The 25,604-nt window shown below is 70.1% G+C and carries 24 protein-coding genes; 9 read left to right on the forward strand and 15 right to left on the reverse strand.

The window, feature by feature from the left end; all coding sequences use genetic code 11:
- Positions 1–24 precede the first annotated feature (24 nt).
- From JNO54_RS08340 to JNO54_RS08350, 3 genes are all read right to left on the reverse strand, one after another.
- Positions 25–621 carry a cadmium resistance transporter gene (locus JNO54_RS08340; protein WP_030153505.1) on the reverse strand — a complete coding sequence of 199 codons (597 nt, stop codon included), beginning with the start codon at positions 619–621 and terminating at the stop codon, positions 25–27.
- Complete coding sequence (gene cmtR / locus JNO54_RS08345) at positions 618–977, reverse strand: Cd(II)/Pb(II)-sensing metalloregulatory transcriptional regulator CmtR (RefSeq protein WP_028708027.1); 360 nt, start codon at positions 975–977, stop codon at positions 618–620. The genes JNO54_RS08340 and cmtR overlap by 4 nt, the downstream gene beginning before the upstream one ends.
- A gap of 387 nt (positions 978–1,364) precedes the next feature.
- Positions 1,365–2,626, reverse strand: a protein-coding gene (locus JNO54_RS08350) for an IS3 family transposase (RefSeq protein WP_204143486.1) whose coding sequence is annotated in 2 segments (ribosomal slippage) — positions 1,365–2,278 and positions 2,278–2,626 — 1,263 coding nt in all. Because the reading frame shifts where the segments join, the coding sequence is not laid out codon by codon here.
- Positions 2,627–3,026: 400 nt separating this feature from the next.
- Between JNO54_RS08350 and JNO54_RS08355 the strand changes: the two genes are divergently transcribed.
- Entirely contained in the window at positions 3,027–3,890 is an 864-nt protein-coding gene (locus JNO54_RS08355; protein ID WP_204143487.1) for a potassium channel family protein, read from the forward strand.
- A 40-nt stretch (positions 3,891–3,930) separates the two neighbouring features.
- Complete coding sequence (locus JNO54_RS08360) at positions 3,931–5,073, forward strand: calcium/sodium antiporter (protein ID WP_204143488.1); 1,143 nt, start codon at positions 3,931–3,933, stop codon at positions 5,071–5,073.
- 163 nt (positions 5,074–5,236) lie between these two features.
- Here JNO54_RS08360 and JNO54_RS08365 read toward each other — a convergent pair whose 3' ends face one another.
- The 4 genes from JNO54_RS08365 to JNO54_RS08380 form a co-directional block, all read right to left on the reverse strand.
- Complete coding sequence (locus JNO54_RS08365; protein ID WP_204144620.1) at positions 5,237–5,878, reverse strand: lactonase family protein; 642 nt, start codon at positions 5,876–5,878, stop codon at positions 5,237–5,239.
- Positions 5,862–6,344 carry a cation:proton antiporter domain-containing protein gene (locus JNO54_RS08370; RefSeq protein ID WP_204143489.1) on the reverse strand — a complete coding sequence of 161 codons (483 nt, stop codon included), beginning with the start codon at positions 6,342–6,344 and terminating at the stop codon, positions 5,862–5,864. The genes JNO54_RS08365 and JNO54_RS08370 overlap by 17 nt, the downstream gene beginning before the upstream one ends.
- Positions 6,345–6,619: 275 nt before the next feature.
- On the reverse strand, positions 6,620–7,261 hold the full coding sequence (locus JNO54_RS08375; protein WP_204143490.1) for an alpha/beta hydrolase: 642 nt from the start codon (positions 7,259–7,261) through the stop codon (positions 6,620–6,622).
- A gap of 22 nt (positions 7,262–7,283) precedes the next feature.
- Positions 7,284–7,892: a recombinase family protein gene (locus tag JNO54_RS08380; protein WP_204143491.1), complete on the reverse strand. Its 609-nt coding sequence runs from the start codon at positions 7,890–7,892 to the stop codon at positions 7,284–7,286.
- A 10-nt stretch (positions 7,893–7,902) separates the two neighbouring features.
- On the opposite strand from JNO54_RS08380, the gene JNO54_RS14490 reads away from it, so the two are divergent.
- The 4 genes from JNO54_RS14490 (at position 7,903) to JNO54_RS08395 (ending at position 11,194) form a co-directional block, all read left to right on the forward strand.
- Positions 7,903–8,472: a HAMP domain-containing protein gene (locus JNO54_RS14490; RefSeq protein ID WP_233703214.1), complete on the forward strand. Its 570-nt coding sequence runs from the start codon at positions 7,903–7,905 to the stop codon at positions 8,470–8,472.
- Between the two features lie 78 nt (positions 8,473–8,550).
- Positions 8,551–9,147 carry a sensor histidine kinase gene (locus JNO54_RS14495; protein ID WP_307818125.1) on the forward strand — a complete coding sequence of 199 codons (597 nt, stop codon included), beginning with the start codon at positions 8,551–8,553 and terminating at the stop codon, positions 9,145–9,147.
- 155 nt (positions 9,148–9,302) lie between these two features.
- The gene (locus tag JNO54_RS08390) at positions 9,303–9,938 is read left to right on the forward strand and encodes a DUF305 domain-containing protein (protein ID WP_307818126.1); all 636 of its coding nucleotides are present in this window, start codon (positions 9,303–9,305) and stop codon (positions 9,936–9,938) included.
- Between the two features lie 107 nt (positions 9,939–10,045).
- Complete coding sequence (locus JNO54_RS08395; RefSeq protein WP_204143492.1) at positions 10,046–11,194, forward strand: YVTN family beta-propeller repeat protein; 1,149 nt, start codon at positions 10,046–10,048, stop codon at positions 11,192–11,194.
- Between the two features lie 279 nt (positions 11,195–11,473).
- Here the strand turns inward: JNO54_RS08395 and JNO54_RS08400 are convergent, their stop codons facing one another.
- Both JNO54_RS08400 and JNO54_RS08405 read right to left on the reverse strand, forming a co-directional pair.
- Positions 11,474–11,824, reverse strand: coding sequence for a hypothetical protein (locus JNO54_RS08400; RefSeq protein ID WP_204143493.1), 351 nt, complete (start codon positions 11,822–11,824; stop codon positions 11,474–11,476).
- Between the two features lie 95 nt (positions 11,825–11,919).
- Positions 11,920–12,795: a hypothetical protein gene (locus JNO54_RS08405; protein WP_204143494.1), complete on the reverse strand. Its 876-nt coding sequence runs from the start codon at positions 12,793–12,795 to the stop codon at positions 11,920–11,922.
- 702 nt (positions 12,796–13,497) lie between these two features.
- Between JNO54_RS08405 and JNO54_RS08410 the strand changes: the two genes are divergently transcribed.
- Both JNO54_RS08410 and JNO54_RS08415 read left to right on the forward strand, forming a co-directional pair.
- Positions 13,498–13,839 (forward strand): hypothetical protein, encoded by a 342-nt coding sequence (locus JNO54_RS08410; protein ID WP_204143495.1) that lies wholly within the window; start codon positions 13,498–13,500, stop codon positions 13,837–13,839.
- Positions 13,840–15,117 carry a hypothetical protein gene (locus tag JNO54_RS08415; protein WP_204143496.1) on the forward strand — a complete coding sequence of 426 codons (1,278 nt, stop codon included), beginning with the start codon at positions 13,840–13,842 and terminating at the stop codon, positions 15,115–15,117. It abuts the gene before it with no gap.
- A gap of 234 nt (positions 15,118–15,351) precedes the next feature.
- Here the strand turns inward: JNO54_RS08415 and treZ are convergent, their stop codons facing one another.
- The 4 genes from treZ to lipB form a co-directional block, all read right to left on the reverse strand.
- Positions 15,352–17,094, reverse strand: coding sequence for a malto-oligosyltrehalose trehalohydrolase (gene treZ, locus JNO54_RS08420; RefSeq protein ID WP_204143497.1), 1,743 nt, complete (start codon positions 17,092–17,094; stop codon positions 15,352–15,354).
- A complete protein-coding gene (gene treY, locus JNO54_RS08425; RefSeq protein ID WP_204143498.1) occupies positions 17,091–19,523 on the reverse strand; it encodes a malto-oligosyltrehalose synthase in 2,433 nt (810 codons plus the stop codon). The genes treZ and treY overlap by 4 nt, the downstream gene beginning before the upstream one ends.
- Positions 19,524–19,611: 88 nt before the next feature.
- Entirely contained in the window at positions 19,612–20,025 is a 414-nt protein-coding gene (locus JNO54_RS08430; RefSeq protein WP_204143499.1) for a hypothetical protein, read from the reverse strand.
- 40 nt (positions 20,026–20,065) lie between these two features.
- Positions 20,066–20,722: a lipoyl(octanoyl) transferase LipB gene (gene lipB / locus JNO54_RS08435; protein ID WP_204143500.1), complete on the reverse strand. Its 657-nt coding sequence runs from the start codon at positions 20,720–20,722 to the stop codon at positions 20,066–20,068.
- Between the two features lie 82 nt (positions 20,723–20,804).
- Between lipB and JNO54_RS08440 the strand changes: the two genes are divergently transcribed.
- Complete coding sequence (locus tag JNO54_RS08440; protein ID WP_204143501.1) at positions 20,805–22,484, forward strand: serine/threonine protein kinase; 1,680 nt, start codon at positions 20,805–20,807, stop codon at positions 22,482–22,484.
- 130 nt (positions 22,485–22,614) lie between these two features.
- Here JNO54_RS08440 and JNO54_RS08445 read toward each other — a convergent pair whose 3' ends face one another.
- Together JNO54_RS08445 and sucB are read right to left on the reverse strand one after the other, a co-directional pair.
- Positions 22,615–23,508 carry a TIGR01777 family oxidoreductase gene (locus tag JNO54_RS08445; protein WP_204143502.1) on the reverse strand — a complete coding sequence of 298 codons (894 nt, stop codon included), beginning with the start codon at positions 23,506–23,508 and terminating at the stop codon, positions 22,615–22,617.
- Between the two features lie 5 nt (positions 23,509–23,513).
- Entirely contained in the window at positions 23,514–25,511 is a 1,998-nt protein-coding gene (gene sucB / locus JNO54_RS08450) for a 2-oxoglutarate dehydrogenase, E2 component, dihydrolipoamide succinyltransferase (protein WP_204143503.1), read from the reverse strand.
- Positions 25,512–25,604: the final 93 nt, after the last annotated feature.

The following is a 25,604-nucleotide window of genomic DNA, read 5'->3' on the forward strand; positions in this document are numbered from 1 at the left end:
CCTCTCTCGTTCGCTTTGGCTCCGTCAGAGACCGAACGCTCCTCCGCTGACGAGGATGACGATGCCGAGGCCGATCAGGACGATGGGGAACAGGATGTGTTCCCAGCGCTCGAGGACTTCAGCGATCGGCGGCCGGGTGGCAACGAACTTGGCGACTACGACCAGGACCGCGACGAGCGCGAGGAAGACGAGGCAGTAGGCGACCACTGCGATGGGTTCCACGCTGAGGAAGACGGGGACATAGACGCCGATGTTGTCTCCGCCGTTGGCGAAGGTGACTCCTGCGACGGTCCACGCGCTGACCTTCGTGCCCGTGACCTTGGCGTCATCGTCGTCATCGTCTCCGCGCCAGGCTTGCCATGCAGCCCAGAGACCGAGGGCCAGGGGGATGAGCCCGAAGTACGGGATAGCTGCTGAGGGCAGGAATGCTCCGGCTCCGATAGTCACCAGCACAGCGGCACCGAGGATGCAGGCGAACCCCACGTACTGGCCGACCAAGATGCGGGTGGTCGTCCCGCGTTGGCCCGCGCCGCGGGCGAAGAACAAGGAGAGCACGATGATGTCGTCGATGTTGGTCGCGATGAACAGGCCGATTGCCTGCAGGACCGCAGCCAGGATCACGCGCCCGCCTCTGCTGCGTCGCATCCGTGCACCGAGCAGGCAGGATCGATGCACGGGGCGTTCTCGTCAACCGCGAGGGTGACGTCAACCAGGGCGGTCAGCGCCTGCGTCAGGTGGGGATCGGCGATCTCGTAGCGCGTCTTGCGGCCCTCGGGTTCGGCAGCAACGATGCCGCAGTCGCGCAGGCACGCCAGATGATTGGACACGTTGGAGCGGGTGAGGTCCAGATCGCGGGCCAGCTCTGCCGGGTAGGCCGGCCGGTCGAGCAGCGTCAGGATGATCCGGGACCTGGTCGGGTCGGCCAGCGCGCGGCCCAACCGGTTCATCACGTCCAGGCGAGAAGCAATGGTCAGCATGCGCTGAACTATACAGCGAGGACTGAAGTGGTTTTACGCAGCCCGGAGTCGCTAAGCGTGCGAACGAGGCTGTGTCAGTTGGGGATCGACCCACGGGACGATTCGCCCGATCATCAGGGAACTCACGAAGCGGCGACAGAACCCCGCCACATAACGGCCAAGGCCACACCCACGAGGAGCAGACTTGCAGAATCAACACGCTCGGACCGGCACCTGCTCGGAAACGTTCGTATTCGAGCAGCCTCGTCGAGTCTCGCCAGACGGCCCAAAATCCGGCTCGAAACTGATGGCTCAGAAGTAGAGTGACCCGAAAGCCGTGGTCACTGAGACACCTTCCCGGGGTGCAGACCCTGGGCCTTACCCCCGGATCTTGGACACGGGGTGTGATTACGCGGCGGTTGGCAGCGTAGCGGCCCGGCGGGCCTCGTAGGTGGACGGGGAGAGGTAGCCGCACCAGCTGTGACGGCGGCGGGTGTTGTAGCGGACGAGCCATCTGAAGACCTGCCGGCGGCAGGTCAGCTCGTCGGGCCAGCAGGCGGTGTCTTGGAGGACCTCGCGCTTCATCGTGGCGTTGAACGACTCCGCGAGTGCGTTGTCGGCCGACGAGCCGCCGGCGTCCATCGACTGGGTGACGCCGAACTTCTTGCAGAGCTGGGCGTAGGCCTTGGAGCAGTAGACCGACCCGTGGTCGCTGTGGAAGATCGCGCCCTTGAGGCTGTCTCGGGTCGCGGCCGCGACGTTCAACGCTTCCTCGACGAGTTCGGTGCGCATGTGGTAGGCGATCGCCCAGCCGGCGAGCCGTCGGGAGTAGCAGTCGATCACGGTCGCCAGGTACAGGTTCGTCCCGTCCGCGAGCGGGAGGTAGGTGATGTCGCCGACGTAGCGCCGGTTGGGGCGCTCGGCGGTGAAGTCGCGCTGGAGCAGGTCGGGGTACTTCTGCCCCGACGGCTCGGGGATCGTGGTCCGCACCTGCCGCCTCTTCACATAGCCACGGATGCCCTCGGCCCGCATCACCCGCGCGACGCGCTTGTGGTTGACCCGCTCACCGGCAGGGGTGTTGTCGTTGAGCTCGGCGGTGATCCGCGGCGCACCGCAAGTGTTGTCCTCGGCGTGGACGGCCCTGATCCGCTCCACGAGCTCGGCATCGGCCCGAGCTCGCCCTTCGCGTGCCGGGGCTGCCTTGAGCCAGGCGTAGTAGGAGGAGCGCTCGATCTCGACGAGCTCGCACAGTCGCTTCACCTCGAAGGTGGCGGAGTTGTCGGCGACGAACTGGATGCGACTCACCAGCGCGTCTCCCCGGCGAAATACTTGGCCGCCCGCTGCAGGATCTCCCGCTCGGTGGTGAGCTTGGTGGTCTCGGCCCGCAGCGCCGCGTTCTCGGCCTCCAGTCGGTCGATCTTCTGCTCCGGCGTCTCACCTTCGGGCGCCGAGGAGTTCCTCTTCGACGGCCTGGACTGCAGTGGGCTGGAGGTCAACGTCCCGTCAGCAGCGGTCTTCTTGCCGGTCCCGTAGACCTCGAGCCAACCCCGCAGCGTGCCACGCACGATGCCGAGGTCCTCGGCGATGCCGCGGACCGTGGCACCCGGGGTGGACTCGTACAAGTCGACGGCCTGACGACGGAACTCCTCGGAATAGTTCTTCCTAGCCATGATTCTCGGATCATCTCGCTTCCCCAGCACCACGTGCTGGATTCAGCGTGTCCAAGAACCGGGGTCAGGCCCCCCTCAGTTGACCGGCGTGTGGAGCCCGGGGTCCATCGGCCAACCGATGTCGTGGTGCTTCAACTCGCGGACCGGTCGCGCGTCCTTCCTACTCCAGTGACTTCCCGCCGAATCGGTGAACCTGAGACGGACCGAGAGGTCGAGGCCAGCCACACTAAACCCCCGACATTGTCGCTGTGACAACGTGAGTGTCTCCCGACGATAGCGCGGCCCCCGACCGTCTCGTCCGAATCGGCACAGAGCCGATCCGGTGCAGGCGCGATTCCTCGGTGCCGCCCACGACCGCGCTCTACGGGCTAGGCTCGGAGCGCCGGGGAGGGAGGCACGGGTGAGCTTGGTCTGGGTGATCGTGGGGCTGGTGGCTATGGCCGCGGTGCTGGTCGACATGTTCCAAACCCTGCTGTACCCGAGCGGTGACGGCTGGCTGAGCGCCCCATTCATGCGCCTCATCTGGAGGGCCTCGAAGAGACTCGGACATCCGCTGGGATCGGCGACGGGACCGTTGGCCATGGTGTCCTCCATCGCCTTGTGGGTGGTCCTGATGGTGACGGCCGGGGCGTTGATCTACGTCCCGTACGTTCCCGACGGCTTCCTCTACTCGCCAGGGATCGACCCCTCGCGGTACCCGGACTTCGCCGAAGCCCTGTACCTCTCGCTCGTGTCCATCGCGACGCTCGGGTTCGGCGACGTGGTCGGCACCGGTCCCTGGCTACGGTTCGCACCGCCCCTTGAAGCGCTCGCCGGGTTCGCCCTGCTGACCGCCGCCCTCACGTGGTTCTCCCAGATCGAGGGACCGCTCGTCCGCCGCCGGGCCTTGGCGATGGAGCTGCGCACGCTCGCCGAGACGGACGCGGCCGGCCACCTCGTCGATTGGCACCCGTCAGCTGCACACGCCACGCTGAGCGGCCTTGCGCGCAGCATCCTGGAGGTCCGCACCGACTTCGCCCACCACACGGAGCAGTTCTACTTCCAGGAGACCGAGCCGAACATGGCGCTCTCGCTCCAACTCGACCAGGCCCTCGCGCTACGGGACGCCGCGTTGGCCGCGCAGGACGTTTCCGTGCGCGACGGCGGTCAGCAGCTGCGCGTGGCGCTGGAGGAGTTCGCCCACCTCCTAGCCAGCGAATTCGTCGACACCGACGGCGCGGTCGCCTCTACGCTCGACGCCTACCGCACGGAGCACAGCCGCTGATCAGTCCGAGCGAGGGTTCGGCCGCGCTAGATTTCTCGGTATGAATCTCCTCGACGTGGGCCGAATCGTGCTCGGTCTCGTCCTTCTGGTGGGCGGCGGCGAACTGCTGGTCCGCGGCGCCTCCGATCTGGCGAAACGCGCGGGGATCAGCTCGCTGGTGGTGGGCCTCACGGTAGTCGCCCTGGCAACCTCTGCACCTGAGCTCGCCGTCAGCGTCGGCGCGACCCTGAACGGTCAACCCGACCTGGCGGTCGGCAACGTCGTCGGATCCAACATCGTCAACATTCTGGTCATCCTGGGTCTGTCGGCCCTGGTGCTGCCACTCGCCGTGCGCCAGCAGTTGGTACGCCTCGATGTGCCGGTGATGGTGGGCATGACTGTGGTACTCCTGTTGGTGTCGCTCGATGGCCGCATCTCACTCGCCGACGGGACCATACTGCTGGCGTTGATGGCGGTGCACACGGTAGTCACCGTCTGGGTCTCCCGTCGCTCGCCCGAGGCGGACGATCATCCCGGCCAGACGATGGACGACAGCGAGCAACCGTCAGACGAGGCGGGCACAGGGCGACGGAGGCCGGGGGTACTTCTGTCGGCTGCATTCCTCGCGATCGGAGTGGGATTGCTGGTGCTCGGTGCCGGCCAGCTCGTCGACGGCGCCGTGTCGATTGCCGAAGCGTTGGGTGTGAGCGAGCTGGTCATCGGGCTCACGGTGGTGGCTCTCGGTACGTCGCTGCCGGAGCTGGCCACATCGCTCATCGCCGCGGTCCGCGGGGAGCGCGATATGGCCGTCGGCAACATCGTCGGCTCCAACATCGCCAACATCGGTCTGGTGCTCGGCGTCCCTGCGCTCATCTCCGGCAACGGTCTTCCGGTGCCGCCCGCCGCCTTGGCGCTGGACATTCCCCTCATGCTCGCCGTTGCCGTGGCGCTGTCCCCGGTGGTGCTCACCGGCTTCACTGTGGCGCGCTGGGAGGGGGCCATGTTTCTGCTGCTGTACGGCGCGTACACGGCGTACCTCGTGCTCGATGCGATCGGCCACGATTCGCTCGAGGGTTTCACGCTGGTGCTGGTGCTGTTCCTGTTGCCGCTGGTGGTGATCACCTTGGTGGCGATGGTCGGGTACGAGCTGGGGGTCCACGCCGGGCGGCGGCAGGCGAAGCGCGGCGACGAGCCGGGTGGCTGACGCTCTCGTGCCCGAACCGTTTCTCCCCGCGGTCCGAGCGGCTGGCGTGGATCCATGACCCGACTCGTTCTCATCGCCAACGCCGGAGACGGCACCATCAGCACGCTCGCGATCCACCGGGAGCCCAACCCCCGCCTCGAGGTGCTCGCCACTTCGGGCGACGTCAAAGGCTGCAGCACGTTCGCGATCGACCCAGAGCGCGACCTGGTGTTCGCCGCCACCAAGGATCCATCCATTGCTGTGCTGCGCCTGGACCGAGGTACGCCAGGGGTGCGTCGACGGGGCGGCGGGAGAGCTCGGTGAGCTCCCCGCTCTCCCTGAAGAGGAACCGGCCGCCGCGGTGGAGGTCGGCGCCCCAGATGAGGTGTTCCTCCATGGGGTCGGCGCCGTAGCGGCTGCGGCTCAACCCGGCGTCGGGGTCGACGACGATGGTGCGCTGCTCCTCGCTGAGGCCGCCATTGTCGCCGCGGCTGTAGCGGATCACCTCGCCGGAGAACTCGGTCAGCAGATACACGTGCCGGCCGTCCACGATGAGGTGTCGCGGGCCGCTTCCGGCCGGAGCGTTCACCGCGCCCGGGGAGAGCGGCTTCAGCTCCCCGTCTTCGAGCCGGAACTGCGCCACGAGGTCGTCTCCGAGCGAGGGTGCGTAGACGTTGTCGTCTGCGGCGACGATCGCGTGCAGGTTGGCGTACTCGAAGCGGGAGTGCGGCTCGCCGAGCTGCTCGCCGTCGGTGGGCCAGGCCTCGCCGAACCCGTCGTGGTAGCTGGCGCCGAGCAGGGTTGTGCCGTCAGGGGTCAGCGCCAGCGGCGATGTCCTGCAGGAGGAGGATGCCGATCGAAGCCCGGCCGTAGAGCGAGCGTTCGTCGTCGAACTCCTCCAGGTGCTTGACGACGAACACCGTGCTGGAGAACGACAACCCGAACCCCACCAGCGCGATGGCCCCGGGGTCGCGGTCGAAGGCCAGACCGACGAGGGCGAACGCTCCGATGAGCAACGCCGACAAGAGGCTGAACAGCAGCAAGTGCAGGCCTGTCGTCACCCAGACGTAGCGGCGCAGCAGCGTGCGGAGGTCGAGTTTCAGCCCGATGCTGAACAGCAACAGCGTCACCCCGAGGTCCGCCACCCAGCCCAACCACACCGGCGCCTCGATCCCGAAGGCATTGACGACGAAGCCCGCCGCAAGGAAGCCGACGAGGGCGGGGAGTCTGAGCGCAGCAGCCGCAGCGCCGCCGAGAAAAGCGGCCACCAGGAAAGTCAGCGCCGACTCCATGGCGTCAGGCTACTCTGCGGGGGTCTGGCTCCGGACCCCGCGACTACCTCTTGGCGTCCACCGCGCGTTGCAGTTCGGCCTTGTTCATCTTGGACCGCCCCTCGATCCCCATCTGCCGCGCCTCGTTGTACAGCTGGTCTCGCGTACGCCCTGGGCGCCCTTGTGGGAGCGCAGTCCGCCTCGCCGCCCCGACGAGATGTCGTCCAGGGACGAGCGGCTCGCCTCCTCCGACTCGCCAACTACACCCTGCATTGTGATGAGCCGGTAAACCGTGGTCACTGAGACACCGCCTCGGGACGGGTGATCGATGTCCGACGCAGCCACGCAATAGCCAGACGCTCGTCGCGGTCCGTGAGCGCATGCGTCGCGGGCACCACGTGGTGGGTCACGTCGGCCCCCATTGCTGCCAGCCCCTGAGCACAGCGGAACCCATCACCGGGCGACCGCCGCTCGTCATGCGCACCGTCGAGGACCAGCACCGGGAGGCCGTCAAGATTGGAGAGGGGCGTGGTGACGAAGGGAGACAGCGGCCGGAAGAGCACCGCGCCGCTGAGCAGATCTGCGTGGAACATCAGCAGGGCTGCCGCCGTGATCGCTCCGTTGGAGAACCCCACGGCGACCGGCCGGACACCGCCAAGGTCATCGTGCATGACCCGGATGAACGCCTCCAGCCCGGGAATCCTGGCCCTGAGATCGTCCTCGTCGATGCGGCGGTCTGGGTGGCGACGAAAGAACGCGTGCCCGTCGGGCAGTCGGACCGTCCCACGCACACCGAGGTGCGCGCCGCTAGGCGTGAGCCGCTGAGCCAGTGGGAGCAGGTCGACCTCGCTGCCGTTCGAACCGTGGAACAAGATCAGCGGGACCTGCGACGGGTCCTCGCCCCGCAGCAGAATATATTCGGGCGCCGGCGAACTCACGGAATTCCCTCCCGGAGCGCGGTCATCGAGAATCCTCCACCTGCGCCTTCGCGCGCTTGATCGTGCGGTACACGGTTGCTCGCGACACGTTGTAGTCCTCGGCGAGCTGGCCGACCGTCGCGGTGCCGGCCTCGTAGTCCTGGAGCAGCTTCTTCGTGCGCCGCTCGTTGAGCTTGGGCGGCTTCCCGTTGAGCCGGCCCTGCGCCCGCGCGATCGCCAAGCCCTCCATGGTGCGCTGCCGATTCAGGTCGGATTCGAACTCCGCGACCATCGCCAGTGCGTTGAACAGGAACTTTCCCACCGGGTCCTCCGGGTCGTGCAGCGACGGCCCCAGCTGCAACGCCGCTCCCTTGGCGTACACCTGACCCACGAGGTCGCGAGCATCTGGCACCGATCGGGCTAGCCGGTCGAGCTTGGTCACCGCGAGCACATCCCCAGGACGAAGGGCGGCGATCGCTTGTGTGAGCCCGGGCCGGTTCTTCATCGACCGCCCCGTGCGCTTGTCCGTGTAGATCCGCTCCCGGTCCACACCGAGGTCAGCCAGGCCCTTCAGCTGCGCAGCGAGGTCTTGGCGCTCAGTCGAGACCCGCGCGTATCCAATCAGCACGCCGCCCGCACCCTCCTGTGTCATTTGGGGTTCGTTGCTGCGATTCTACGACGTGCAGGTCAAATGCGACGGGCTCGCCGCGATCGGCGCGCTGAGCGGTCGACGCGATCGCGGTGTCGCATTTGACGATGGGCACCGGACGGTGAGGGCACGGCGGTGGGGGCTGGGCACGCGGCTGCTGCTGTCCACCGTGGCGGTGGTGCTGGTCGGTGCGGGGACGGCGTGGCTGGTCGCCGCCAGCCTCGGACCGCGGATCTTTCACGAGCATATGGTCGCCGGCCAGGCAGCCAATGAGCCGGTCGTCTATCACGCCGAGTGGGCGTTCCGCGACGCCTCGACCCTGTCGTTGGCCCTGGCCCTGATGGCGGCACTGACGGCCTCGGTCGCGGTGAGCCTGTTCCTCACCCGCCGGGTGACAGCGTCCTTGGCGGCGGCCACCACTGCCGCCCGTGCGGTGGCCGCCGGAGAGCACTCGGTTCGGGTCCCACATGTGGGCATGGGCCGGGAGCTCGATGAGTTGGCCGAAGCGCTGAACACCACGGCCGCCGACCTGGCCGAGGTCGAAGCCACCCGCATCCGGATGCTCGGCAACCTCGCCCACTAGATACGCACCCCGCTGGCCATCTTGGACGGGTACCTACAGGCCATCGCCGACGGCGTCCACGATGCCGATGAAGAGACCGTGACCTTGCTGCGTGACCAGGTCACTCGCCTGGCCCGGTTAGGGGAGGACATCGCGGTGGTGACCACCGCCGAGGAGGGCCGGCTGACCATGCGCATGACGCGGGTGGCCGTCACCGAGCTGCTCAGCGCCGCCCGGGCGCAGGCCGAGAGCCGGTACCGGGAACGTGACGTGGCACTGACCGTCGAGGTCTCACCGACAGCACAGCAGGCCGCGGTGGAGGCCGATCCGGACCGGCTCGGGCAAGTGCTGACCAATCTGCTCGACAATGCCCTGCGCCACACCCCTGCCGGTGGGCACGTCGAACTCACCGCGGACCGCAACGGGGCCTGGGTGAGTGTGCACGTGGCCGACGACGGTGAGGGCATCGGGTCCGAGCACCTGCCCCACCTGTTCGACCGGTTCTACCGGGCCGACACCGCCCGGGACCGCGCCCACGGCGGCTCCGGGGCGGGCCTGGCCATCGTGCGGGCTATCACCCGCGCCCACGGCGGCACTGTGACCGCCACCAGCGCGGGCCCCGGAGCAGGGTCGACGTTCACCGTCCGTGTGCCTGCGATGGATGTCGGTGGCACAGGGTTGATGAAGAGTCCATGAAGATGGCCGCGCCGGTTAGGAGCCGAGCGGGCTGACCTCGTTAACTGAAGACAGGGCCGGTCTCGCCATGCGGTGCCGTCGCGTCAGCGGTGAGCACCCGGCGTGCGGATCGTGCCCATCTGATCTTGATGGAGTCTTAAGAGAGGACACTGCTTGTGAACACGAAGAGGATGCCCGCGGCCGTCGGTGCTGCCGTCGCCCTGATCCTGACCCTGGCCGCGTGCGGGGGTAGCACAGAGGACGCCAATCCGGCCCAGACCCCCGAGACGACGACTTCGGCTCCGGAGACGACTGCCTCGGCAGGGCAGGTCGACCAGGCGCACAACGACGCGGACACCATGTTCGCCCAGATGATGATCGTCCACCACGAAGGTGCCATCGAGATGGCGGACTTGGCCGTGGAGAAGGCCGCCTCGCAGGAGGTTCGGACCCTGGCCGAGGGCATCTCCGCTGCGCAGGGACCGGAGATCGAGCAGATGACCTCCTGGCTGGTGGCGTGGGGCGAGGACACCACGCCGAGCGGCGGCATGGACCACACCGGCCACGGTGGGATGGACATGGAAGGCATGAGCCAGGAAGAGGCGATGGCCGAACTCGAAGGGCTGTCCGGCACCGAGTTCGACCGGCGCTTCCTGGAACTGATGATCGCCCACCATCAGGGCGCGGTCGAGATGGCCCAGACCCAACTGGTCGACGGGGAGAACCCCCAGGCCCTTGAGCTGGCACAACAGATCATCGACGACCAGCAGGCCGAGATCAGCGACATGGAAGGCATGCTCGCCAGCCTGTGACTTGCGTTCGACCCGAGGACAGATGTGGCCGTCCACCTGGGACGCGGTCCGCCTCGTGATCGGCAAGGCCCCGATTCTTGGCCCCGAACCTGAGAAGGAGAACTGACATGAAACGCGTACGTGCGTACCACACCGTGGCCTTGTTGGGTGCCGTCACGGCACTGACCCTGACCGCTTGCGGGCAGGGCACCGGCGGGGCCGGTGGCGCCGAGACCTCGGCGACGCCGATACCGACTCAGGGCGAGCAGACCCCGACGCAACAGGCCGGGGAGGTCACCGGCACGGTGTGGGTGGCCAACGAAGACGGGAATAGTCTGACCGCCATCGACGCCGAGACGAGTGAGGTGGCCACCACGGTCACGGGGATCGAAGCCCCGCACAACGTCCAGGTCGGACCGGACGGGACGGTCTGGGCCGTCAGCGGCCACTCCAACGCCCTGGTCGCTCTCGACCCGGCTACCTATCAGCTCACCGGGACCGCTGCTACCGGGCAGAGCCCCGCACACGTGATCCTCACTCCGGACGGTGCGCGTGTTTACGTCACCAACGCCGGCGAGGACACTCTTGGTGTGTACGACGCAGCCACGCTCGACCGGGTGGCCACCGTCGAGGTCGGTGACGGACCCCACGGGTTGCGTCCCAGCGGGAACGGCGAGGTCGTCGTGGTGGCGAACACCGGGGCGGGCACTATCGACGTGGTGCAGATCGCGACCAACGAGGTCAGCGCGTCGATTCCAGTCGGGGAATCCCCCGCCCAGGTGGCCGTGGACAATGACGGTGACTACGCCTACGTGAGCCTCGCCGGGGATAGCTCCGTGGCTAAGGTCGACCTGGCCGAGCAGACGGTCGTCGGCTCGGTCGAGGTCTCCGCCCCGCCGGTGCAGCTCTACCTCACCCCGGACGGCACGCGTCTGTTGTCCGCAGATCAGGGCACCGAACAGACAGCAGGTGACACGGTGTCCGTCATTGACACCGAAGCCATGACCGTCACCGACAGCATCACCACCGGGTCTGGTCCCCACGGCGTGGTCGTGGACACCACGGGTGAGACAGCGTGGGTGACCAACCTGTACGACGACACCATCTCCGTGCTCGACCTGACGACGAACGAGGCGGTGGCGACCGTCCCGGTCGGTGACATGCCCAATGGCATCAGCTACAGCCCCACCCCGCCCGCACCCGGTCCTCAGAGCCTCACGTTGACGGTCCCCGACTACGCCGAGGACGAGCCCACGAGCGAGCACGACCACGGCTGAGCGGCGTGCCGCGCAGAAGGACTCGCCCCGAGCGCAGCACGGACACCCTCTGCACGGTCAACGCCCACGGTGGGGATCGATTCTTCGCTAACTAACGAGCATTCAGGAGGTAGGCATGATGACCCAGTCGAGCAGCCCCGGAGGAGACGTTGTTGGGGCTTGAAGAGGGTCACCGAAACTCCTCGGGCGGCGAGGGTGGCCGGCAAGCTTTTGCGCCGAGTTGCGGTCGCCCACGGCGGCGAGCCCGCGTGGGGGTGTGTTCAGTTCAGCGTTCGGCACCTATTGAGCGCTGCTCGTCCGGGTGAACAACCGGTTCCTCCATTGCAGAACGAGTGGGGCGGCGTCGAGTCCGGTAGCCGCGATCGGCAGGCCGTTGCGCTCGTGAACGATGAGCAGCGGATCGGTGGAGGCAATGCGTGCTGCGTCGGCGAGCCCGGGGTGCCCGGCGCCGGTGAGGGTGTGGCCGTGGATGCGCGCGGAGAAGAGCGAGGTCGGAACGTAAGGCCCGGGATCGTTGGCGAGGCCGAGGTCATGCAGCAGGGTGCTCGCGGCGTGGGCGCCTTGGGCGGTGGCGTCGTCCCAGTGGTCGATGCGGTAGGTGCCGAGCTCGTGATGATGATGTGCGGCCACGCCGCCGGCGGCGTAGAGGCGCTGGCCTGGGGTGTGCAGGTGACGCAGGTGGTCGTCGACGGGCCCTACCCCCGGATCTTGGACACGGGGTGTGATTACGCAGCAGGTCGCAGCGTAGCGGTGTAGCCGGTCTCGAAGGCGACCGGCGAGGTGTAGCGACACCACGAGTGGCGTCGCTTGAACAGCATGAGGAAGTCCATGCGCTGGCGTGCCAGCGGAGCCCCGGAAACCGACGCGCGGCGGGTCCTTTGGTCGAGCGGGTCGTAGTGGAGATAGACCTGCGGCACGAGAGCGATGCTGTCCGGGTTGTCCTTGATGCGGGCGTAGTACGCCCGGAACAGCGTCTTTTCTGGCGGGCTCGCTAGCGATGCAGCTAGCCGCTGGTAGAGGTGGCGAGCGACGGCAGTGACTTCGAGTTCAGGGGGGCAGGACGGGTGCGCAGCCCACCAGGCCACGAGATTACTGAACTTCAGCCCGTCGCCGGGCAGCGGCTGGTCGTAGATCAGACACGAGTCAGCGTTGGCGACGACTTCAACGTCGTTACTTACGGCGTCGCGAAGAACCAGGTCGGGCTTCGGGCCGGTGCTGGCGAAGATGAGGTTCTTGGTTTTTCCTTGCACGCCCTCCCCCTGCTCGTACACCTTCACCAGCGAAGCCAGCTGCTCCTGATTGACCTCGTAGATGTCGGCGTAAGTGCTGAGCTGCCGTGCGAGAGAGGCCAGGCCTGCGATCGACCAGTCCTCGACGTAGCCCTTGACGAGGTCGGCCTTTGTGTCGGCTTGACCGGGGTCCGCTCCGGTGCGGCTCCATTCCAACCGGAGCTCCTCTGGAAGGACTGACTCCAACTCGATGCGGGAGTACCGGTCTGTGAGCGCGCTACATATCGCCTTGGTGAACGTGCGCTTCGATGCGACCGGCGGCAGCGGGCTCACCTTGGTCGGAGGGAAGAATCCTTCGAAGTAATCGGCCACGACATCTAGTCTGACGGCTCGCCCCGACATGGCGGCCCAGGCCTGGGCTCTTCCGCATTTTGCGGCCGTAATCGCTGCACCAAGCGTCACTGCAGCGGTGAGCAGCTCGACCACCTTCGTGGCGAACTCCCATCGTCACCGCACACGACCTCAGCGGACAGTCGGTAGGTTCCCTGCGTACGACCGAGATGCCGGAGCAGCTGGTCCCGTTCGCTGAGGCCTCCACGTCTTCCGCGAGGGCAACGGGCGCACCCAACGCCAGTGGATGAACTCTCTGGCCCACGACGCAGGGTTCGAACTGAACTGGCAGGCGACGAGTCGCGCAGAGAACGACAGCGCCTCCCACGCGGCCCGAGCGGAAGGCGACCTGGCCGGGCTGCGCGAGTTGTTCGCCAAGATCGTCGTCGAACGATCGCCAGCCGAGCGGGGCGGTGCTCTGACAGAGGCCCGAGAAGCCGCGGCTACCGCCTACAGAGGTCGTGCGACGCACCGAGGCGCGGGTGGTGCGCAGCCCCCGACCGCACGCCCGGCGACTCCCACGGCCGGGCGCGGTTCGACGATGCGTCCACAGGGCCCGGGACGGGCCTAGATCGTCCACAGTTCGGGATCTGGGCTGGGCCGAAGGTTCACCGTCACTGACGCTGCTGGAGCCAGGCAGTTGTGAGGAGGTGAGAATCCATGACCCGACCTAGTGTTGGCGCCATGATCGAGCAGGGGAGACTCGACCGAGCGTTGGCGCTCGTGTTCGAGGCCAGCGACGCGCTTCACAGCGCGGCACTGAGCGACGACGAGAACGGGCTCGAGCTCGTCGACGCGGTCAGCATCGTCGGTAACGCCCGAGCGCACCTGCTCGCGGCCGGGGCGATACCGGCGGCTAACCGCGAGCTGCCCCCTTCGCTGAACAGCGAGGAAGCAGCGCGCAACGCTGACGCCGCGCTACGACAGGCCGCCGGCATCTTTGTCGGCGGCGATGTCACCGAGGACGAGTTCCTCGCCGTCGCCGAGATGTGGGCCGCGGTCCGCTTCCTTCACGGGTGGCTCTAGATGGCTAACGTCGAGCAGTTCCTGAACGAGACACGCACCTTGGCGCCGCGCGTCATGGAGACCACCGCCGATCTGGCGCACGTCAGCGATGACCAGCTCCGCGCCCGACGCGCGTCACTTGGGGCGGGGTGGGATCAGCTCGCCGAAGGCGCAGAGCGCGTGCTGACGGCGACGGGCCTCGAGGATGCAGACCTCATGCAACAGCTGCGGCACGGAACCAGTCCGGCCGAGCGGAGGGCGTCTGCGCCACCGGACGCTGACCTGACCCGGATGGGGGAGTGCTTCAAGGCTGTCGCCGACCTCAGTGATGGGCTGTCGGTCCCGGAACGGGCACAGGTGCGCGACCACGTCCTGACCACGGTCGCCCACACCGCGCGGGCTGTGGGCGCCTCGCAGCGTCCGGCCTCAGTCGTCCCGGAGTCGAGGGCGCAGCGACTCGACGATCTGGCAGTCAGCATTGATCTGCAACGGAGCGTGCGTCCGCTGAACCATCTCGACGAGCGCTCAGCGCTATCCGGGGTGCCACAGGGCGACCTCGAAGAGGCGCTGAACCGTTGGGCAGGCCTAGCGCGGGAAAGGCTGACCCCGAGCGGGGCGGCGGCGAGCACGGACGCGATGCAGGCCATCGCGGAGACCAGCGCGACGATCGCCGCCGCAGCCCGACGGTCAGCGCTGACGCAGCCGGGCCAGGCCGCTGAGGATCTGTCGGCCCGGTGGACCGAGCACGCGCGCTCGTGGCTGCGCGTGAACCGCGAGTGGCAGAGCCCACCACCAGTTCGAGGTGGCCGGCCCGACGCTGATCTTTTCGCCGCCAGCCGGCATCTTCAGACACTTCTCGGCCGCGAGTTTCGCGACCACCGCAATCGTTGGGTGAGCCCGGACCGGCTCGCGGACCCCGAAGCCCTGCGACGGTTCGAGTATCAGGCCCGGGAGGTCATGGCCGACCTGTCGAACCGCTACGCGCAGTCCGTTTCGGTCGCCGCCACCTCGGAGGTGCTGGCGATCCCGGCGACCGGCCTGAGTAGGCCCGGCGGCGACCACGGGATCGACCCCGCGCGTCGCTTCAGTGGACGATCCTGGGTCACCCTTCCCAAAAATGACCCGGCCGCGGTGCGGCTGATCGAGGCTGCCCGCGCGGTCGATGTCTCGGCGATCAAGTTGACTCAGCCAGGACCCTTGCCAGAGCGCTTGCGCCCCGGATCCGTCAGCGCGGTAGCGGCCCGGCCGGACCCGGCCTTGCGTGCACGTCAGACGGACCGCGGGACGAGCCGCGAGTAGGGGCCGACCGGGTCAGGCGTCGGGCTGGCCCTGGGCGTCCGTGACGGGCTGTGCAGGCGGCTGGCGCCGACGCGGCTTGCGAACACGAGGTGGCTCGTCGATTCCGAGCTTCTTCAACTCCTCGGCGCTGGACCTATGCCCTTGTGGGGCGATGTGACACATGAGGCCTATGAGGCCCGATCCTCAGTGCGGGTGCCGCATGCGGACATAGCGCCGAGCCTCGAAGGCCCGCGCTCAGCCCCGCAGGATCGCGCAGCCGTCGGGCTCGACCTCGAGCGTGCCGTCCTCGAGCGAGGCAGCCCAGGCCGCGACGAGGGTGGAGCCTCGGGCAACCTGACGCAGGGGGGTCTCCCCGAGGTTCACGACGACCCGGTGGTCACCGCGCACCACTGTGACGACGTCGCCGTCGCGGGTCGCGGCGCCGGGGAGCAACGCCGGGTCGGAGAGGTCAGGCACCTCGCGGCGCAGCCGGATGAGCAGCCGGTACCAGTCGAGCATCCGGGCGTGACCCGGGTCGGCGAGCTCGGCCCACCGCAGGGTCGAGTCGTGCCAGGTCTGCGGCGACTGCGGGTCGGGGACTACCCCTCCCCAGCCGTGGGCGGAGAACTCCTCGGCGCGACCCTTCGACACGGCGGCAGCGAGCTCACGATCGACGTGGTCGGTGAAGTACTGCCACGGGGTCGAGGCGCCCCACTCCTCGCCCATGAAGAGCATCGGCGTCCACGGACCGGTGAGCAGCAGCGCCGCCCCGCACGCGAGCCGGCCCGGGGAGACGAGGTGGGTCAGCCGGTCGCCGCGGGCGCGGTTGCCCACCTGGTCGTGGGTCTGCAGCGAGGCGACGAAGCGCCACCCCGGCGTGACCTCCGGGTCGACCGGCCGCCCGTGCCGCCGCCCGCGGAAGCTCGAGTACGTCCCGGCGTGGAAGAACGGCGTCGACGCGATCGTCTCCAGCGCCTCGGGCGCCTCGAAGTCCGCGTAGTAGCCCTGCGTCTCGCCGGTGAGCAGCACGTGGAGGGTGTGGTGCACATCGTCGGCCCACTGGCCGGCCAGGCCGAGCCCGCCGGATCCCCCCTTCGCCCTCGGGACGACCGTCCGGGGGTCGTTGCGGTCGGACTCCGCGACGAGGTGCAGCGGCCGCCCGACCTCCGCGGCGAGCCCGTCGACCGCCTCGGCCATCTCCTCGAGGATGTGCACGGCGCTCTCGTCGACGAGGGCGTGCACGGCGTCCAGCCGCAGCGCGTCGAGGTGCAGGTCGCGCAGCCAGTAGAGCGCGTGGTCGACGAGGTAGCGGCGCACCTCGTCCGACCCCGGCGCGTCGAGGTTGACCGCCGGGCCCCACGGCGTCGTGTGCGTGCTGGTGAAGTACGGGCCGAAGTCGATAAGGGTGTTGCCGCTCGGCCCGAGGTGGTTGTGCACGACGTCGAGGCACACCCCGAGGCCGCGCGCGTGGCAGGCGTCGACGAAGCGCGCCAGCGCCTCGACCCCGCCGAGCGCCTCGTGGACGGACCAGATGTTCACCCCGTCGTAGCCCCAGCCGCGGCGGCCCGGGTAGCTCGCGACCGGCATGAGCTCGACGATCGTCACGCCGAGGTCGACGAGGTGACCGAGCCGCTCGATCGCGGCGTCGAGCGTCCCCTCGTGCGTGAAGGTCCCCACGTGCAGCTCGTAGATCACGGCGCCCCGAAGGGGGACCCCGGGCCAGTCGTCGTCGGTCCACGGGAAGGCGGAGACGTCGACGACCTCGGAGAGGCCGAAGGGGCCGTCCGGCTGGGCGAGGGAGCGCGGGTCGGGGAGCGGGTCCTCGCCGTCGAGGGCGAAGCCGTAGCGGTCGCCGGGGGAGCGCTCGGTCTCGCTGGCCCACCAGCCGTCGTCGCCGCGGGTCATCGCCTCGCGGCAGGTGATCTCGTCGTCCTCGCAGAGCACGAGCTCGACGCGCTCCGCCGAGGGCGCCCACACGCGGTAGGGGCCCAGGCTCATCGGGCGTCCTCCTCGCGGACGAGGAGCGCGACGGGGGACTCGGCGAAGAGCTCGGCGCAGGGCACGGTCCCTTCGAGGCTCGTTCCGCGCACCTCCGTGACCGGGGAGGTCTCGTGCACCCGACCCGAGAGCAGGTCACGCCAGCGACCGGGGGCCAGACTCACCCCTTCGTCCCGCCAGCCGCCGGCCCGCCGCAGCCGACCGGGCGCCCGGGTCACGAGCGCCGCGACCTCGCCCGACCGGACGAAGCCGGTGACGTGCTCATCCGCCCGGACCGGCTCGTAGGTCGCGTCGACGCCGAAGAGCTCGGGCCGCTCACGGCGCAGGCGCAGCGCGGTCGCGGTGAGGTGGATCTTCTCGAGGTGGAGCGAGGACGGCGGCCACTCCTGCGACGCCTCGACCCCCGCGAGGTCATCGAAGCGCGACATGAAGTCGACCGGGCGGCGGTTGTCCGGGTCGACGAGCGAGAGGTCCACACCGGCGCACCCCTGGTAGGTGTCGGGCACGCCGACGAGCAGGAGCTGGAGCAGCTTGGCGGCGAGCGTCGTCGCCCGGATGTCCGCGGCGAGGGCCGACTCGGACTCGTCGAGCGCCGCGCGCACCGGGCCACCGGCCGAGCAGTCCTGGGCGAAGGCGATGACCCGAGCCTCGTGCTCCTCGTCGCCGTCGACCCAGGCGGTGTGCTCCTTGCCCTCGCGCATCGCCTTCGTGAGGTAGTCGGCGAGCCGCTCGTCGGTGACCTTCCCGACGCCGAGGAGGGTCTGCCAGACGAGGTGCGCGGTGGGCCGGTCGACCCCGGCGGCGTCGGCCGCCTCGGCGGTCACCGTCGAGAGCCGGTGCCACACCTCGGGGTCTCCCGCGGCGGCGAGCAGGCGTGCCCGGACGTCCTCGCTGCGCTTCGTGTCGTGCGTCGAGAGCGTCGTCATCGTCAGCGGCCAGTGCTCCTGCGCGTGCGCCGCCCACTCGTGCATGAGCTCTGGGGAGGCGTCGGCGAGCACGCCGGGGTCGCTGCCGACCTCGTTGAGCCCGACGAGCCGGTGCCAGCGGTAGAAGGTCGTGTCCTCGATGCCCTTGGCCATCACCGGTCCCCACGTCTGCTGGAGCCGGATCGCGAGGTCGGTGGCGCTGTCGGCGCGCGCCTCGTCGTCGTCCTCGAGGAGGACGAGCGGCATGAGGCCGTCGAGCACCTCACCGAGGTCGGGCCGCCGCTCGCGGGCGACGGCGAAGGCGCCCACGAGCCGATCGCGATCGGTGCGGCTCAGCCGCTCGTCCGGCCGCACGTACGCGCGGTAGACCTCGCCGGCGACGAGCAGCTCGACGATCGCCTCGCGCAGCTGCTCCGGGTCGTCGTCCGGGCGGGCCTCACGGGCCCGGCGGGTGAGCCGCTCGACCTCCGGGCCGAGCGAGAGCCCGACGACGTCACGCTTCGCGGTGACGACGGCGTCCTCGAGATCGGCGGTGCCGCCGGTCGCGCGCCAGTCCTCGTCGATCGTCTCGGCCGAGGCCGGGTCGACGAGCGCGGCCTGCACGACGCGCAGCGCGTCGTAGCCGGTCGTGCCGGCGCAGGCCCAGTCGTCGGGGAGCCGCTCCGCCCCCTCGAGGATCTTCTCCACCCAGATCGGGGTGCCCGGCCGGCAGGCGGCGGTGAGCCGCTCGAGGTAGCCGGTGGGGTCGGCGAGCCCGTCCGGGTGGTCGATCCGGAAGCCGTCGATCATCCCCGCGTGGTGCAGCTCGAGGAGCAGCCCGTGCGTCGCCTCGAAGACGTCCTCAAGCTCGACCCGCACGGCGATGAGCCCGTCGACCTCGAAGAAGCGCCGGTAGTTGAGCCACTCGTCCTTCTCGCGCCAGTGGGTCAGCCGGTAGTGCTGCCGCGACAGCAGCTCGCCCATGTCCTCGGTGTGCTCGCTGCCGAGGACGAGGGGGTAGACGTGATCCCCGTACCGGACGACCGGCTCCCCGTCGAGGTCGTCCCGGGTGATCCCCCCTTCGGCCACGACCTCGGCGAGGGGGGCCCCGAGGACAGGGAGGGCGACGCGGCCGCCGCCGGCCTTCCAGTCGATGTCGAACCAGTGGGCGGTCGGGGCGTCGCGGCCCTCGGCGAGCAGCGCCCAGACGGCCTTGTTGAGGTGCTCGGGGGCGACGAGCGCCATGTGGTTGGGGACGACGTCGACGATCACCCCCAGCCCGTGGGCGTGCGCCTCCTCGACGAGGTCGGTGAAGCCGTCGATCCCGCCGAGGTCCTCGCTGACCCGGCCGTGGTCGACGACGTCGTAGCCGTGCGCGCTGCCGGGCGCGGCCTGGAGGATCGGGGAGAGGTAGAGGTGGCTGATGCCGAGGTCGGCCAGGCGCGGCACGAGCGGCCGGGCGTCGGCGAAGGTGAAGCCCTCGTGCAGCTGCAGCCGGTAGGTGCTCGTCGGCGCAGAAGTCATGCGTCCAACCCTATGCGCCGTGTGACCGTGCTGCCCGCCCCGCCCGTGCACCGGTACGCGTGCGTCGGGGACCGGCGGCCGGCGAGCGCTACGGGCCGGTGCCCGGCCGGCCGTCTCTGCGCACCGCCCCGTAGCGCTGCGCACGCTCCCGCAGGAGCCAGCGGGGTGTCAGCAGCCGGGTCAGCGTCGCGGGACGGTTGACGGTGAGGGCGACCATGGCGAGCAGCAGCACGCCCATGACCGCCAGAGCGGCCCGGTGCACCGCGCTCAGACCCCCGTCGGGCGCCGGGTCGGTGAGGACCAGCGCGGCGACCGGCAGCCCGATCAGCCCGAGCCACAGCGTCCCGGCCAGCCGGTGCCCCTCCGGGTCCGCCACCATCCTCCGGCGAAGCGGTCCCCAGCGGCCGGTGTAGGCCAGCACGCCTCCGACGACGAAGCCCGCCATGGCCAGCGCGGTCGTCGCAGCGGCGACCAGGCCCGCACCGGTGATCCCGTCGCTCACGAGGCCTTCCGATCCACCATGATCGGTCGTGGTCGGCGGCTCAGACGCTGGCCTCGAGCGGGACGGACCAGTCGAGCACCTCGGTGAGGTGACGCTCGACGAGGGGGAGCGCCTCGGCGACGGTGACCTGGCGGCCGAGCTCATGGCTGATCGAGGAGACGTCCGCGTCGGGGATCCCGCACGGGACGATCGAGGTCGCCCATGACAGGTCGCAGTCGCAGTTGAGCGCGAAGCCGTGCATCGCGACGTCACGGCTGACGCGGATGCCGATCTGACCGAGCTTGCGGTCGCGCCCTCGCTCGTCGGCGGTGACCCAGATGCCGGAGCGGCCCTCGACGCGGGTGGTCTCGACGCCGAGGTCGCGGCAGACGCGGATCATCATCTCCTCGAGCCGGCGGACGTAGGCGACGACGTCGACGGGGTCGGGCAGGCGGACGATCGGGTAGCCGACGATCTGGCCGGGGCCGTGCCAGGTGATCTTGCCGCCGCGGTCGACGTCGATGACCGGGGTGCCGTCGAAGGGGCGGTCGCTCGCCGCGGTCCGCTTGCCGGCGGTGTACACGGCGGTGTGCTCGAGGAGCAGGACGGTGTCCTCGCGCTGGCCGGCGACGACCTCCGCGTGCACGGCCTTCTGCCGCTCCCACCCGTCCATGTAGTCGACGGTGTCCGGTGAGAGTCCGACGTGCTCGAAGCGCATGCCCTCCACCCTAGCCCCGGTCCCGGGGCGGGGCTGTGGATAACGTCGGCGGGGGGCCGGCCGGGTCGGCCAGGCTGGGGGCATGGACGAGACGACGACGACCGTGGTCCACGAGGTCCCCGAAGGGGTGGCCGTGCCGGAGGTCCCGGGGTACCGGGTCACCCGGTGGGTCGGGCGGGGGAGCACCGCCCATGTCTGGCGGGCGCGCCGGGTCGGCGACGACTCGCTCGTCGCGCTCAAGGTCCTCGACACCGCCGCCGAGGAGGCCGCGCTGCGGGAGTACGCCGTCCTCGCCGAGAGCGCCGTCGAGCACGCCGTGACCCTGCACGAATGCCTGACCATCGACGGGGGTGAGCGCACCGTCCTCGTCCTCGACTGGATGGCCGGCGGCAGCCTGGGCGACGTGATCCGGGCCCGCGGGTTCCTCAGCGCCGGCGAGGTCGTCACCGTGGTCTCGCCCCTGGCGACCGCGCTCGGCCAGCTGCACCGGCTGGGCGTCGTCCACGGCGACGTCAGCGTGGGCAACGTCCTGCTGGACTCGACCGGCAGGCCCGTGTGGTCCGACCTCGGGTGCTCGCGGCTCGTCGGCGTCGACCCCGCCGAGCTCGACCCGTGGGGGACCGAGGGCTTCGTCGCCCCGGAGATCGTCCTCGGCCGGCCGCCGTCGGCATCGGGCGACGTCTACGGCCTCGGTGCCATCGCCTGGGCGTGCCTCACCGGCTCGGCGCCCGGTCATCCTGCGACCCGGGGCAGCCTGCGCGAGCTCACCGCCGGGGTCCCCGACGCGCTCGTCGACCTCGTCGAGGCCTGCCTCGAGGCCGACCCGGTGCGCCGCCCCGACGTCGACGACCTCGCCCGTCAGGTCTTCGAGGCGGCGAGCGCCGAGCCGCTGACCGTCGTCGTGCCCGACGACATCTCCAGCACGATGACCCGGCGCATCCGTGAGGCCGCGGCGAGCGCGTCGGAGGGCGAGGTGCCCTTCTGGGAGCAGGAGGTCCAGGACGAGCCGGCCCGCCGGTGGTGGCCGTGGCGGCGCGAGGCACCCATCGACCTCACCCGCGACGTCTCGCCCCCCGCGCGGTCGAGCCTCGACGGGCCGACGACGGTCGTGCAGCGGCTCCGGACGCCGGAGTCGCCGCCCCGGGGAGGCGCCCACGGCGCCGGCGTCGACCGCTCGGGGCTGCGACCGTGGCTGCTCGCCGCCGCGGTGCTCGTCGTCGGCCTCGTCCTGACGACCCTCGTGCCGTGGGACCGGTTCGCCGCCGCGGACCCGACCGGGCCGGTGGCGACGCCTGCCGTGTCCGGAGACTCTCCCGACCCGGCCCCCGCGGCTGTCCCGACGGAGGATGAGCCACCGGTCCTGCTCGACCCCGAGGCCGGTCGGGACCGTCCCGCCGAGCTCCTCGCCGCGCTCGCCGATGCCCGTGCCGTCGTGCTCACCGAGCAGGATCGCGACGGCCTGCGCGAGCTCACGGTCTCGGGCTCACCGGCCGAGGCCGCCGACGCTGAGCTCCTCGACGAGCTCGAGGAGGGCGGCTACCGCTACGCCGGGCTGGCCTACCGGGTCACCTCGGTGGGCGTGGTCGGGACGACGGGGGAGGACGTCGTCCTGCGGGGTCGGATCGGGATGAGCTCCTACACGGTGGGCGAGGAGGGCAGCGAGGTCCGGCAGCAGCGCCCCGAGCAGCCGGGGGAGCAGGTCGACGTCCGGATCATCCACGACGGTGGTCGGTGGCGGATCGCGGAGATCAGCGCCCCGTGAGCCGAGGCCTGATGCAAGAAGCCTTGGCTCGTGCGGCGGGTAGGAGCCTTGGCTCGTGCGGCGGGTAGGAGCCTTGGCTCGTGCGGCGGGTAGGAGCCTTGGCTCGTGCGGCGGGTAGGAGCCGTGGGCCCTACGCGAGCAGCCAGCGGACGAGCGAGGGCAGGTCGGGCTGCTGCCACTCGAAGCCGTGGTCGAGCAGCACGTGAGGGAGCACCCGGGTCGAGGCGAGCACCTCGCCGGCGAACTCGCCGATCGCCAGCCGCATCGCCGGGGCCGGGGCGGGGAGCAGCGCGGGCCGGTGCAGCTGGCGTCCCAGCTCGCGGGCCAGATCACGCTGGCGCACGGGCTGAGGCGGGGCGAGGTTCACGGGACCGGTCACGTCGTGGTCGACGAGCCAGGTGAGCGCCGCGACCTCGTCGTCGAGGGAGAGGAGCGGCCACCACTGACGGCCGCTGCCGAGCGGTCCGCCGAGGCCCAGCCGGGCCAGGCGCAGGATCGGCTCCATCGCGCCACCCTGACGCGCAGCGACGAGCCCCGTCCGCGCGTGCGCGACGGCGACACCCGCCTCACGGGCCGGGTCGGCGGCCTCCTCCCAGGCCCGCACGACCTCGACGAGGAACCCTGTGCCGGGCGCGGACGCCTCGGTGAGCACCTCGTCGCCGCGGTCGCCGTAGATGCCGATCGCCGAGCCCGCGACCATCCGGGGCACCCCGGCAGCGGCCGCCGCCGCGGCGAAGGTCCGCGTCGAGTCGACCCGGGAGGCGAGGATCTCCTGCTTGTACGACGGTGACCACCGCCGGTCACCGACCCCGGCGCCGGCGAGGGTGATCACCGCGTCGACGCGGTCGAGGACCGACGGGTCCAGCTCACCCTTCGCCGGGTCCCAGGCCCGCTCGTCCGGGGACGTCGGTGCCCGACGGACGAGACGGATCACCTCGGTGCCGCGCGCACGCAGAGACGCCGAGAGCGCGCTGCCGATGAGACCGGAGGACCCGGCGACGGCAACGCGCTCTCGGTGTGTCATGCGGCTCAGGCCTCGAAGGAACCGTTTTCGAGACGGGCCTTGACCGTCCCGAGGAAGCGGGCGGCGTCGGCGCCGTCGACGACCCGGTGGTCGTAGGAGAGCGCGAGGTACATCATCGAGCGGATCGCGATCGTCTCGCCGCCGTCGGCGTCGGTGACGACGACCGGCCGCTTGACGATGGCACCCGTACCGAGCATCGCGACCTGCGGCTGGTTGAGGATCGGGGTGTCGAAGAGCGCGCCCCGGCTGCCGGTGTTCGTGATGGTGAAGGTGCCGCCGGACAGGTCGTCCGGGGTGATCTTGTTGTTGCGGGTGCGGTCCGCGACGTCGGCGATCGCCCGGGCCAGGCCCGCGACGTTGAGGTCTCCGGCGTTCTTCACCACGGGGGTGAGCAGGCCACGCTCGGTGTCGACGGCGATCGAGAGGTTCTCGGAGCCGTGGTAGACGATCTCCTCGCCCTCGACGCTCGCGTTGATCACCGGGTGCTGCTTGAGCGCCTCGGCGGTCGCGAGCGCGATGAAGGGCAGGAAGGAGAGCTTCGTGCCCTCGCGGCGCTCGAAGTCGGCCTTGCTCCGGTCACGCACGCGCGAGACCTTCGTCATGTCGACCTCGACGACCGTCGTCAGCTGCGCCGAGACCTGGAGGGACTCGACCATGCGCTGGGCGATGACCTTGCGCAGGCGCGACATCTTCTCGCGGGTGCCGCGCTTGCCCGGCGAGACGCTGCTCTGCATCGCCGCCGGCGGGGCGGGCGGGGCCGAGGTCGCGGCGTCCGCGGCCGGGGCAGCGGGCTGCTCGGCCGGGGCGTTCTTGGCGCGGGCCGCCTCGAGGACGTCCTCCTTGCGGATACGCCCGCCGATGCCGGAGCCCTGGACCTCGCTGAGGTCGATGCCGTTGTCCGCGGCGAGCTTGCGCACGAGCGGCGTGACGTACTTCGACGCGTCCTGCGGCGCACCGGCGGCGGCGTCCTCGGCGGTCGGGGCCTTGGCGGTCACCGGGGCGTCGGCCTCGGTCGGCTCGGCCTTGTCCGTCGGGGACTCCTCGTCCTCGGGCTTCTTCGAGTCCTCGGAGGTCTTGGCGCCCTTGGCCGTCGCGTCGCTCGTGTCGGCGCCGCCCGCGGGCTGGTCCTTGACGTCGCCACCCTCACCGTCGGCCGGGAGGGACTTGTCGGTCTGCGCGCTGTCGTCGGAGTCCTCGGACTCGGCCTTGTCCTCGGTCTCGGTCGTCTCGTCCTTGGGGGCCTCGGCCTTCTCGTCGGACTCCTCGTCCTTCGAGGAGCCACCGCCGCCGGAGCCGCCGATGACGGCGAGGTCGGCGCCGACCTCGACGGTCTCGTCCTCCTCGACGAGGATCTTGGTCAGCGTGCCTGCGACGGGCGAAGGGATCTCGGTGTCGACCTTGTCGGTCGAGACCTCGAGGAGGGGCTCGTCAACCTCGACGTCGTCGCCCTCGGCCTTGAGCCAGCGGGTGACGGTGCCCTCGGTGACGGACTCTCCGAGCGCGGGCATCTGGACGGTCTGGCCGTCGCCGTCGCCGCTGTCGGAGGTCTCGGCCTCGGGCTTCTCGGCGGGGACGTCCTCGGAGGTGCTCGGGGCGGTCGCCTGCTCCTCGGCCTCGGCCTGCTCGTCGTCGGAGTCGGCGGAGGGCTCGGAGTCGGAGCCCTTGTCCTCGACGGTCTCCTCGTCGGAGTCGGCCTCGGAGTCACCCTCGTCGGACGTCTCCTCGGAGGCGTCCTCGTCGGACCCGCCGGAGCTGTCGCCACCGTCGCCGTCACCGATGACGGCGAGGTCGGCGCCGACCTCGACGGTCTCGTCCTCCTCGACGAGGATCTCCTGGAGCGTGCCCGCGACGGGCGAAGGGATCTCGGTGTCGACCTTGTCGGTCGAGACCTCGAGCAGCGGCTCGTCGACCTCCACGCTGTCGCCGACGCTCTTGAGCCATCGAGTCACGGTGCCCTCGGTGACGGACTCCCCGAGGGCCGGCATGGTCACGCGCTCAGACATGGCGTTGGTTCTCCTTCGTCGACGTGTGGCTGTCACAGTGGTTCGGTCTCAGACTCTCACGTCGACCGGCCTCCTGGGAGATCCAGGTCACGT

The organism is Janibacter endophyticus, assembly GCF_016888335.1.
GTDB lineage: Bacteria > Actinomycetota > Actinomycetes > Actinomycetales > Dermatophilaceae > Marihabitans > Marihabitans endophyticum.

Coding starts and splice junctions, on each gene's coding strand:
- JNO54_RS08440 (WP_204143501.1), top strand. CDS start 20,805: ATGGACGAGACGACGACGACCGTGGTCCACGAGGTCCCCGAAGGGGTG.
- JNO54_RS08410 (WP_204143495.1), top strand. CDS start 13,498: ATGATCGAGCAGGGGAGACTCGACCGAGCGTTGGCGCTCGTGTTCGAG.
- JNO54_RS08380 (WP_204143491.1), bottom strand. CDS start 7,892: ATGACACAGGAGGGTGCGGGCGGCGTGCTGATTGGATACGCGCGGGTC.
- JNO54_RS08395 (WP_204143492.1), top strand. CDS start 10,046: ATGAAACGCGTACGTGCGTACCACACCGTGGCCTTGTTGGGTGCCGTC.
- JNO54_RS08370 (WP_204143489.1), bottom strand. CDS start 6,344: ATGGAGTCGGCGCTGACTTTCCTGGTGGCCGCTTTTCTCGGCGGCGCT.
- JNO54_RS08415 (WP_204143496.1), top strand. CDS start 13,840: ATGGCTAACGTCGAGCAGTTCCTGAACGAGACACGCACCTTGGCGCCG.
- sucB (WP_204143503.1), bottom strand. CDS start 25,511: ATGTCTGAGCGCGTGACCATGCCGGCCCTCGGGGAGTCCGTCACCGAG.
- treZ (WP_204143497.1), bottom strand. CDS start 17,094: ATGAGCCTGGGCCCCTACCGCGTGTGGGCGCCCTCGGCGGAGCGCGTC.
- treY (WP_204143498.1), bottom strand. CDS start 19,523: ATGACTTCTGCGCCGACGAGCACCTACCGGCTGCAGCTGCACGAGGGC.
- cmtR (WP_028708027.1), bottom strand. CDS start 977: ATGCTGACCATTGCTTCTCGCCTGGACGTGATGAACCGGTTGGGCCGC.
- JNO54_RS08360 (WP_204143488.1), top strand. CDS start 3,931: ATGAATCTCCTCGACGTGGGCCGAATCGTGCTCGGTCTCGTCCTTCTG.
- JNO54_RS08445 (WP_204143502.1), bottom strand. CDS start 23,508: ATGACACACCGAGAGCGCGTTGCCGTCGCCGGGTCCTCCGGTCTCATC.
- lipB (WP_204143500.1), bottom strand. CDS start 20,722: ATGCGCTTCGAGCACGTCGGACTCTCACCGGACACCGTCGACTACATG.